The organism is Falsiroseomonas sp. RANM36, assembly GCF_056682175.1.
This window is the reverse complement of record NZ_JBWXTD010000003.1, coordinates 1514592-1523509: the sequence shown is the minus strand read 5'-3', so window position 1 is coordinate 1523509 and position 8918 is coordinate 1514592. Positions and strand designations below refer to the sequence as shown.

Genomic DNA, 8918 nt, shown 5'->3' with positions numbered 1-8918 from the left:
CCTTTGGGGGGCGGGGCGGGGGGGGGGGGGGGGGGGGGGGGGGGGGGCCCGGGGGGCGCGGCCGCGCGCCCGGACGGCCCCGCGGCGCTGGTGCTGCGGCCGGAGAACCTGCGCCTGCTGCCCGCCGCCGCGCCAGGGGCGATCTGGCAGGGCCGCGGGGCCTTCGCCACCGCCGACGGCCCGACGATGGAGCTCGAGCTCGAGGCCGGCCGGGCGGCGCCGCGGCGCGCGGTGCTGCCGCGCCGCGCCGGCGAGGCGGCGCCCGCGCCCGGCACCGTGCTCGGCCTCGGCATCGCCGATCCGGCCGGCTGCGCGGTGATCCCGCATGCCGGCTGAGGCCCTCATGCGCCGGCCGGCGCCGCTCCGCCGCATCCTGCACGGGCGCGGCATCTGGCCAGCCGTCCCTGCGCTGGTGTTCCTGTTCGTCTTCCTCGTCCTGCCGATGGTCACGCTGCTGGCCTTCGGCTTCCTGACCATCGAGCGCGGCCGCATCCAGGGCGACAGCTTCACGGTCGCGCATCTGCTGCACGCGCTGCAGGACGACCTCGTCTGGCGCCTCATGTGGCGCAGCTTCTGGGTCGCCGTCGTCTCCTCGCTGCTCTGCCTTTTGCTGGCCTATCCGGTCGCCTATCTCTTCGCCGAGACGAAGGGCATCTGGCGCACGCTGATCCTCGTCGCGGTGATCTCGCCGCTGCTGACCAGCGCGCTGGTCCGCGCCTATGCCTGGATCGTCATCCTCGGCGGGCGGCGCGGCATGCTGAACCAGGCGCTGCTGTCGCTTGGCATCGTCGAGGAACCGCTGCGCATCCTCAACACGGACTGGGCGGTGCTGATCGGCATGACTCAGATCCACCTGCCCTTCATGGTGCTGCCGCTGCTGGCCGTGCTGGCGGAGCGCGACCGGCGGCTGGAGGAGGCCTCGCTGAACCTCGGCGCCAGCCGAACCGGCACCTTCTTCCGCGTCACCGTGCCGATGAGCGTGCCGGCGATCTTCGCCGGCCTCGCGCTGGTCTTCGCCGTCTCCTACACCAACTTCATCGTCCCCCAGCTGCTCGGCGGCGGCGCCTATTCGACGCTTGCGGTGCAGGTCTACGAGCAGACGGTGGTGGTGCTGGACTGGACGCGCGGCGCGGTGCTGGCGACGATCCTGCTGTCCACCTGCTTCGCCTTCGTCCTCGCGATCGTCGCTCTCGGCAACCGGCTCGCGCGCTGGAACGAGGTGGCAAAGCCATGAGCCCGCGCGCCTCCGGCGCGATGAAGCGCCGCCCGCGCGCCTCCGGCGCGACGAAGCGCCGCCGCACCGTCCCCGCCATCGACCGGCTCGGCGGGCTGCTGCTCGGGCTGGTCGCGGGCTTTGCGCTGCTGCTGCTGGTCGCGCCGAGCCTGATCGTCATCGCCATCAGCTTCGAGCCGCGCGCCTTCATCAGCTTCCCGCCCTCCGGCTTCTCGCTGCGCTGGTACGGCGCGGTGTTCGAGAACCGGCAGCTGACGGATTCCATCCTGGTCAGCCTGGAGGTCGCGACCTTGGTCATGCTGGCGGCGCTGCTGCTCGGCGTGCCGGCCGCCTTCGCCTCGGTGCGCGGCACCTTCCCCGGCAAGGCCGGGGCGAATGCCTTCCTGCTCGCGCCGCAGATGATGCCGGGGATGGTGATCGGCATCGCGATGCTGTTCTTCGGCGCCTATGTCGGCTTCCGCGCCTCCGACCTGATGCTGGTCGTGGCGCTGACCGTCTTCTGCATCCCGTTCACCATCCGCATCGTCATGGCGCGGCTTGCCGGGCTCGATCCGCGGCTCGACGAGGCCTCGGCCAATCTCGGCGCGGGGCCGGCCGAGACCTTCCTGCGCGTCACCGTGCCGCAGCTCGGCCCGGCGCTGCTCGCCGCCGCCGCCTTCACCTTCATCGAGGCCTTCGACAACGTCACCGTCGCGCTCTTCACCTCCGACGTGCGCGGCAGGCCGCTTCCCGTGGAGCTCTACTACCTCGTGCAGAACGATTCGACGCCCGCCATCGCCGCGATCTCGGCGATGGAGATCATGCTCTCCTTCGTCGTGATGCTGGTGATCGCCCGCACCGTCGGGCTGGAGCGGCTCGGCCGATGAGCACCGACGCCCGCTTCGCGAAGCTGCGCGCCGAGCCCTCCACCGACGCGCCGCGCGATCCCGCCCGGCTCGCACGCGTCGAGCGCACGCGGGTCGAGATGCTGGCGCAGGGCGAGGCGATCGCGGCGACGCTCGCGCAGGCGGCGCCCGCGCTCGGCGCGCTCGCCGCGCGCGGCGCGGCGCGCCCGGTCACGGAGGTGGTGATCGCCGGCTGCGGCGATTCCTGGCAGGCCGGGCGGATCGCCGCATCGGCCTTCCGCGCGCGGCTCGGCGTGCCGGCCGCCGGCGCGCAGGCGCTCGACTGGGCGCTCTACGAGGCGGCGCATGCCGGCCCCGGCACGCTCGTGTTCGGCATCTCCTCGCGCGGCACGACGCCCGCGGTGCTGGAGGCGCTGGAGCGTGCGCGCGCGCGCGGCGCGCTGGCGGTCGGCGTGACCAACAGCGCCGGCTCGCCGCTGCCCCGGGGCTTCGACGCGGCGCTGATGGTGCCGGCGCCGCGCCGCGGCTGGCCAACCCCGGCGACGACCGCGACCATCGCGCTGCTGGTCGCCGCGGCCGAGGCGATCCGCCCCGATCCGACGCTGCGCGCCGCGCTCGCGGCGCTGCCGGAGCAGGCGGACCGGCTCGGCGCGCTCGTCGCCGCGCCGATGCGGGAGGCGGGTGCGGCCTTCGCGCGCGCCGGCTTCCTCGGCTTCAGCGGCGCCGGCCCCTTCCACGCCTCCGCCGAGATTGGCGCGGCGAAGATCCGCGAGCTGGGCCCCGTCCACGCCGTCGCCTGGCCGCTCGAGGAGCTGCACCACTACCGCGCGCAAAAGCCGGGCGACCCGCTGGTGCTGATCGCGCCCGACGCCGCCTCGCGTCCGCGGGCGCTGGATGCGGCGATCGTCGGCGCCGGCGTCGGCGGGCGCACGCTGGCGCTGCTCGGCGCGGCGGATGCGGAGATCGCCGGCCTCGTCGAGCGCCACCTGATCCTGCCCGCCGCGCATCCGCTGCTGCTGCCGCTGCTCGCCACCATCCCGCTGCACCACCTCGCCCATGCCTATGCCGTGGCGCGGGCGGAGGCCGGGCTCGGCTATCCCGGCGCGTGACGCCCGCGCTCTTCACCGCCGGCGGCGCGACGCTCGACTGCATCGTCGCGGCGGACGGCACGCTGGCGCTGGCGCAGATCGGCGGCAACGCGATCCACTCGGCGGTCGGCGCGGCGCGGATGGGCGCGCGCGCCGGCATCGTCGCGCGCGTGCCGGCGGGATGGCCGGTGGAGCGGCTCGCCGGCACGCCGCTCGATGCCGCGGGCATCCGTATCGAAGGCGTTCCGCTGCCCGACCCCGAATGGTTCTTCCACCGCCCCGACGGCAGCCGCGTGGACCGGCTGCACGCCTCGCCGGCGGAGGCCGCGGCCTTCGGCATCGCCGGCGCGCGGATCGCGCCCGAACGCGCTGCGGCATGGGAGGCGCATCTGCGCGCGCGCTCCGACGCGGCGGGCTGGGCCGCCTTCCGCGCCGCGCATCCGGTGCTGCCCGAGCATGTGCCCGACGCCTGGTGGTCGGCGCGCGGCGCCCATGTCGCGCCCGGCGCGACCGATGCGCAGCTCGCCCTCGCGAGAGCCGCGCGCGATCGCGGACTGCTCGTCACGCTCGATCCGGGCTTCACGGCGCGGAGCCTCCCGCCACCGCTGCTCGAGGCGCTGCTCGCCACCTGCGACGTCTTCCTGCCAAGTGAGGCGGAACTCGATGCGCTGCGGCCGGGACTGGCGCCGGCGGCCGCGTTGGCGGCGCTGGCGCGGCCGGGTGGCCCGCTGCTGCTCGCCAAGCTCGGCGCCGCGGGGGCGCTGCTGCTCGACCCGGCGGAGGGATTGCCGCGCCGGCTGCCGGCTCTGTCGGTCGACTCGCTCGACCCGACCGGCGCGGGCGACGCCTTCGCCGGTGGCGTTCTGGCCGGACTCGGCGCCGGCGAGCCGATCGTGCGCGCCGCGCAGCGCGGCCTGGTCGCGGGTGCCTGCGCGGTGGAGCGGATGGGCGCGCTCGCACCACTCGCGCTCACGCCATCCGAAGTCGCGGAGCGGCTCGCGCGGGTCGATCACTCTATCTCTGGGAGCTTCCCGTGACAGCAGACATCTTCTCGCCCGCGCCGCTCGTCATCGCCGCGCTGCACCTCCCCGATCCGGTGGTGGAGCCGTGCCGGTCCCAGGCCTGGCTTGAGGACTACGTGCTGCAGAACGCGCGCATCTTCGCCGAGGCCGGCGTACCGGCAATCAAGCTGCAGGACCAGACGCGCTCGGCAGGCGGGGCCTCGCTGGAGACGGTAGCGCGGATGGCCGCGCTGGCGCGCCTGCTGCGGGCGGAGTTCCCGGCCCTTCGCCTCGGCATCATCGTCCAGGCTCATGACGCAGAGGCGCCGCTTGCGGTTGCGGCGGCCGCCGGCGCCTGCTTCGTGCGGCTCAAGGTCTTCGTCGCCTCGGTCCTCGGGGCGGAAGGGCCGAAGCATGCACTGGCTGTGCCCGCCCGCACCTATCGCGCCGCCGTCGCGCCCGATGTCGCTATCCTCGCCGACGTCTTCGATCGCACGACGGTGCCGCTTGCGCCGGTGGAGCCGGAACGGGCGGCACTCTGGGCACAATCGCTCGGCGCCGACGGCCTGGTGCTGACCGGCACGGATTTCGCCGACAGCATCGCCCGCATCCGCGCCGCGCGCGAAACCGGCGTTCGCGCGCCGATTCTGCTCGGGGGCGGCGTGACGGAGGACAACGTGGCCGAGGCCCTGCGCGAAGCGCAGGGCGTGATCGTGTCCTCTTCGCTCATGCGCCGCGGCGCCGGGCCGGAAGATCTGCTGCGCTGGGATGCCGACCGCACGCGTCGGCTGATGGATCGGGCCCGAGCGACGCCGGGAGGTTCGGACGAGGCGCTGCCATCTGCCAGGATTGCCTCGGCCAGCCCTGAGCGAAGTGTCGCCGCCTCCAGCGCGGCGCTGTCGAGCCGGCCGAGCAGCTCGGTCTCCTCCACGGCGAGCGCGGCACCGGCGGCGATGGCCGCGCGCCGGTAGCCGAGCGCGGCGACGCAGGTCTCGTCGTCATCGGTGAGGTCGCGGTCGTTGTCGGCGACGGTCAACACTGCGCGGTTGCGGCGCTGCACACGCCAGAGGATGGCGAGCGTGGCGGCCCGCCCGGCGAGATCGGCGGCGAGGCCGGGGGAGAGACGGATCGCGGCGAGGCGCCGGGTCGTCCAAGCACCACTCCGTTCGGTGGGCCCTCGGCCGATGGCGCGGCTCAGTCGGCGTTGGCGGAAAGCGGATGCAGGGCGCCGCTCACCAGCAGGTCGTGGCATTCCTGCACCAGCGGAACACAGCCGGCATATGGGGCGGGCACGGAGCCATTCGCGCGCGCAAAGGCGAGACGCCGCACGCGACCAGCCGCCATCTCGAAGGTGGCGCGACACTCGTCCTTCTGTTCGCGATTGAGCTCGAATACGCCGGTCGAAAGCGTCGCCTCGCGCGGCGACCCGCGCCGCTCATAGGCCCAATATTGCACGCCGCCATCGCCTTCGAGGACGCGATCCGGCAGCCCCGCGCAAAGGCGGAGATCGTTCGCCGACAGTCCGATCAGATCGCTGCGCGCGCGCCGTGCCACCGAATCATCTCCCGTCACGCAGGAGGCAAGCAGCGCCGAGGCCGCCACGGCACCGATCACGATCCGCGGATGGCTCCTGCCGTGCCGCGCACCGTCCGGGCCGTTGCCGCATGTGACTGCCACATGGTCACACTTTTCCGAGCGGACTCGCGCGATCATGCTGGCCACCGCGAGCGCGTGTCGACGGAAAAGCGCTGCAGACCACGGAAGTGAGCTCATCGCACCGCCCTTGAGGACCTGCCCTCGCGGCAAGTCATGACAGCGTACCTCGGCACCAGTACCTTACAATCTCGAAGACTCGATTGGTAGCGTGCGGTAGAATGCCACATGAAACGTCGCAAGGCTTCGTTCTTGATCGCACGACAATAAGCACCGGAAGGGGAGGATGGTGATGCCACGCTCAATCCATCGGCGCAGCTTCGTCCAGTTGGCGCTCGCCACCGGCGCCAGCGCAACCGCTCCTGTCCTCTTCGGAAGCTTCGCCCGCGCCGGCACCGGTGATCCGCTTCCCGATCCCGACAGTTTGCGCAACGCCTTTCCGGGCCGGCCTTATTCCCCCTGGGCCGACCGCAGCTTCGCCACCAATGTGTACTGGGGCGACACGCACCTGCACACCGGCATGTCCATGGACGCGGGCGCCTTCGGCGCGCGCCGGACGCCGCGCGACGCCTACCGCTTCGCGCGCGGAGAGGAGCTGACGTCCTCGACAGGCCAGAAGGTTCGGCTCTCGCGCCCGCTCGACTTCCTCGTCGTTGCCGATCATTCGGACGGCATGGGCTTCTTCCCCCGCCTCTTCGCCGGCGAAGCGGAGGTCATGGCCGACCCGACCGGACGCCGCTGGCATCAGATGGTGCGTGAGGGCGGGCAGCGCGGAGTCGAGGCGGCGTTCCAGATCATCCGTGCCTTCAGCGAAGGACAGCTCGGCGCGCCGATGGTTCCGATGCCCGGCACCCGATCCTTCCGCTCCGCCTGGGACGAGCAGATCGCGGCCGCCGAGGAGGCCAACCAGCCGGGCCGCTTCACAGCCTTCATCGGCTTCGAATGGACCTCCAACACCAGCGGCAACAACCTTCACCGCGTCCTGATCTTCCGCGATGGCGCGAGCCGCGCCGGCCTGGTCGAGCCGTACACCACCCTGCCGCCCGCGGGCAGCGACAATCCGCGCGACCTCTGGCGCTACATGGCTGACTACGAGGCGCGAACGGGCGGGCAGATCCTCGCCATCGCCCATAACGGCAACCTCTCGAACGGACGCATGTTCCCGGTGATCGACACCTTCACTGGCGCGCCGATGTCGCGCGAGGACGCCGAGACACGCGCGCGCTGGGAACCGCTCTACGAAGCCACGCAGATCAAGGGCGACGGCGAGACGCATCCGCTGCTCTCGCCCAATGACGAGTTCGCGGATTTCGAGCGCTGGGACGTCGGCAACCTCGATCTCAGCGAAGCCAAGACGCGGGAGATGCTGCCGCACGAATATGCCCGATCTGCGCTCCGGCTCGGCCTGTTGCTCGAACAGCGGCTCGGGGTGAATCCCTATCGCTTCGGCATGATCGGCTCGACCGACAGCCACACCGCGCTTTCGACTGCCGACGAGGACAACTTCTTCGGCAAGCATTCGGGCGCCGAGCCGAGTGCGGAGCGCGCGACGCATGTCTTCGCCACCTCGGCCGACGGGCAGCGCCGGCTGTTCGGCTGGCAGATGGTCGCCTCCGGTTATGCCGGCGTCTGGGCGCGGGAGAACACGCGCGCGGCGCTCTTCGACGCCATGCAGCGCAAGGAGGTCTTCGCCACCACCGGCCCGCGCATGCTGGTCCGCTTCTTCGGCGGATGGGAGTTCGAGCCGGCGGACGCGAATACGCGCAGCCCCGCCATCGCGGGCTACACCAAGGGCGTGCCGATGGGCGGCGATCTCGGCGAGGCGCCGCGGGGGCGCGCGCCGACGTTCCTGGTCGCGGCGCTGCGCGATCCGATCGGCGCCAATCTCGACCGCATCCAGATCGTCAAGGGCTGGCTCGACAGCAACGGCGAGACGCATGAGCGGGTCTACGACGTCGTCTGGTCGGGCGACCGCCGGCCGGGCGCCAATGGCCGCCTGCCGCCGGTGGGCAACACGGTGGATGTCGCCAACGCGACCTGGACCAACACGATCGGCGCGCCGGAGCTGATCACCGTCTGGCGCGACCCGTCATTCGATCCGGCGCAGCGCGCGGTCTACTACGCCCGCGTGCTGGAAATCCCGACGCCGCGCTGGACCGCCTATGACGCGCGCTACTTCGGCGTGCGGATGGGGCCGGAGGTGCCGATGACGGTGCAGGACCGCGCCTATACCTCGCCGATCTGGTATGCGCCGCGAAGCTGACGCGCGGCGCGGCGGCATGAGGGCGCTGCTCCGCCAACCGCTCCTGCACTTCATGGCGGGCGGCGCGCTGATCTTCGCCCTCTACGCGCTGGCCGGCGCCCGCGCGCCCGCCCCCGCGCCGCGGGCGGAGGAGGCGCCGCGCATCCTGGTCACCCGCGGGCAGGTCGAGAGCCTGGCCAGCGCCTTCGTTGCGCGCCAGCGCCGCCCGCCGAGCGAGGAGGAACTCGCCAGCCTGGTCGCCGAGCATGTGCGCGACGAGGTGCTGGTGCGCGAGGCGCTCGCGCTCGGCCTCGACCAGGGCGACCCGGTGATCCGCCGGCAGCTTCGCCTGAAGATGGAGTTCCTCGCGCAGGATGCCGCCGGCGGCGGCGCGCCGCGCGCGGCGGAGCTGCGGGCGCTGCTGGCGCAGATGGGCGATCGCCTCGGCCAGCCCGGCCGCGTGACCTTCCGCCATGTCTTCCTCGACACCGCGCGGCGTGGCGCGGCGGCGGAGGAGGAGGCTGCGCGGCTGCTCGCCGCGCTGCGGGGACCGGGCGGAGAGTCGCTCGCGGACGAGGCCGGGGATCGCTTCCTGCCCGGCTACGACTTCCGCGACGCGAGCCTGCCCGACATCGACAGCCGCTTCGGTGGCGGCCTGGCCGCGGCACTGGCCGAGGCGCCGGTCGGGCGCTGGTCCGGCCCGCTGCGCTCTGCCTACGGCCTGCACCTGGTGCGCGTGGAAAGCCGCAGCGCGCCGCACCGGCCCGCGATCGAGCAGGTCCGGCCCGTGCTCCGCGCCGAATGGTCGGGGGGGGGGGGGGGGGCCCCCCGCCGGCCGGGGGGGCGCGGGGGTGT

Annotated in this window: 9 protein-coding genes and 1 pseudogene; 8 read left to right on the top strand and 2 right to left on the bottom strand. The window is 73.2% G+C overall.

The genetic code is table 11. The features are described from left to right. From AC1MIR_RS12200 to AC1MIR_RS12175, 6 genes are all read left to right on the top strand, one after another. A partial coding sequence (locus AC1MIR_RS12200) for a hypothetical protein (RefSeq protein WP_480028422.1) occupies positions 1-336 on the top strand: 336 nt, incomplete at its 5' end. Beyond that, on the top strand, positions 326-1234 hold the full coding sequence (locus tag AC1MIR_RS12195) for an ABC transporter permease (RefSeq protein ID WP_480028421.1): 909 nt from the start codon (positions 326-328) through the stop codon (positions 1232-1234). The genes AC1MIR_RS12200 and AC1MIR_RS12195, both read left to right, overlap by 11 nt. Continuing rightward, on the top strand, positions 1231-2100 hold the full coding sequence (locus AC1MIR_RS12190) for an ABC transporter permease (RefSeq protein WP_480028420.1): 870 nt from the start codon (positions 1231-1233) through the stop codon (positions 2098-2100). Before AC1MIR_RS12195 ends, AC1MIR_RS12190 begins: the two co-directional genes overlap by 4 nt. Continuing rightward, a complete protein-coding gene (locus AC1MIR_RS12185; protein ID WP_480028419.1) occupies positions 2097-3188 on the top strand; it encodes an SIS domain-containing protein in 1092 nt (363 codons plus the stop codon). Before AC1MIR_RS12190 ends, AC1MIR_RS12185 begins: the two co-directional genes overlap by 4 nt. Then, complete coding sequence (locus tag AC1MIR_RS12180) at positions 3185-4204, top strand: PfkB family carbohydrate kinase (protein WP_480028418.1); 1020 nt, start codon at positions 3185-3187, stop codon at positions 4202-4204. The genes AC1MIR_RS12185 and AC1MIR_RS12180 overlap by 4 nt, the downstream gene beginning before the upstream one ends. Continuing rightward, on the top strand, positions 4201-5139 hold the full coding sequence (locus AC1MIR_RS12175) for a BtpA/SgcQ family protein (RefSeq protein ID WP_480028417.1): 939 nt from the start codon (positions 4201-4203) through the stop codon (positions 5137-5139). Before AC1MIR_RS12180 ends, AC1MIR_RS12175 begins: the two co-directional genes overlap by 4 nt. Here AC1MIR_RS12175 and AC1MIR_RS12170 read toward each other — a convergent pair. Both AC1MIR_RS12170 and AC1MIR_RS12165 read right to left on the bottom strand, forming a co-directional pair. Then, a pseudogene (locus AC1MIR_RS12170) lies at positions 5088-5420 on the bottom strand (baseplate hub domain-containing protein); the annotation flags it as partial. The gene AC1MIR_RS12175 and the pseudogene AC1MIR_RS12170 overlap by 52 nt on opposite strands. Further along, on the bottom strand, positions 5363-5941 hold the full coding sequence (locus AC1MIR_RS12165) for a hypothetical protein (RefSeq protein WP_480028416.1): 579 nt from the start codon (positions 5939-5941) through the stop codon (positions 5363-5365). The pseudogene AC1MIR_RS12170 and the gene AC1MIR_RS12165, both read right to left, overlap by 58 nt. A gap of 172 nt (positions 5942-6113) precedes the next feature. Here AC1MIR_RS12165 and AC1MIR_RS12160 point away from each other — a divergent pair, with 172 nt between their 5' ends. Both AC1MIR_RS12160 and AC1MIR_RS12155 read left to right on the top strand, forming a co-directional pair. Beyond that, positions 6114-8084, top strand: coding sequence for a DUF3604 domain-containing protein (locus AC1MIR_RS12160; protein ID WP_480028415.1), 1971 nt, complete (start codon positions 6114-6116; stop codon positions 8082-8084). A 16-nt stretch (positions 8085-8100) separates the two neighbouring features. Further along, positions 8101-8918 (top strand): peptidyl-prolyl cis-trans isomerase (locus tag AC1MIR_RS12155; RefSeq protein WP_480028414.1); only part of this gene is annotated, 818 nt, incomplete at its 3' end.

Excerpts from the sequence above, each read along its gene's own strand:
- AC1MIR_RS12185 (WP_480028419.1), top strand. The coding sequence starts at position 2,097 with ATGAGCACCGACGCCCGCTTCGCGAAGCTGCGCGCCGAGCCCTCCACC.
- AC1MIR_RS12195 (WP_480028421.1), top strand. The coding sequence starts at position 326 with ATGCCGGCTGAGGCCCTCATGCGCCGGCCGGCGCCGCTCCGCCGCATC.
- AC1MIR_RS12165 (WP_480028416.1), bottom strand. The coding sequence starts at position 5,941 with ATGAGCTCACTTCCGTGGTCTGCAGCGCTTTTCCGTCGACACGCGCTC.
- AC1MIR_RS12190 (WP_480028420.1), top strand. The coding sequence starts at position 1,231 with ATGAGCCCGCGCGCCTCCGGCGCGATGAAGCGCCGCCCGCGCGCCTCC.
- AC1MIR_RS12160 (WP_480028415.1), top strand. The coding sequence starts at position 6,114 with ATGCCACGCTCAATCCATCGGCGCAGCTTCGTCCAGTTGGCGCTCGCC.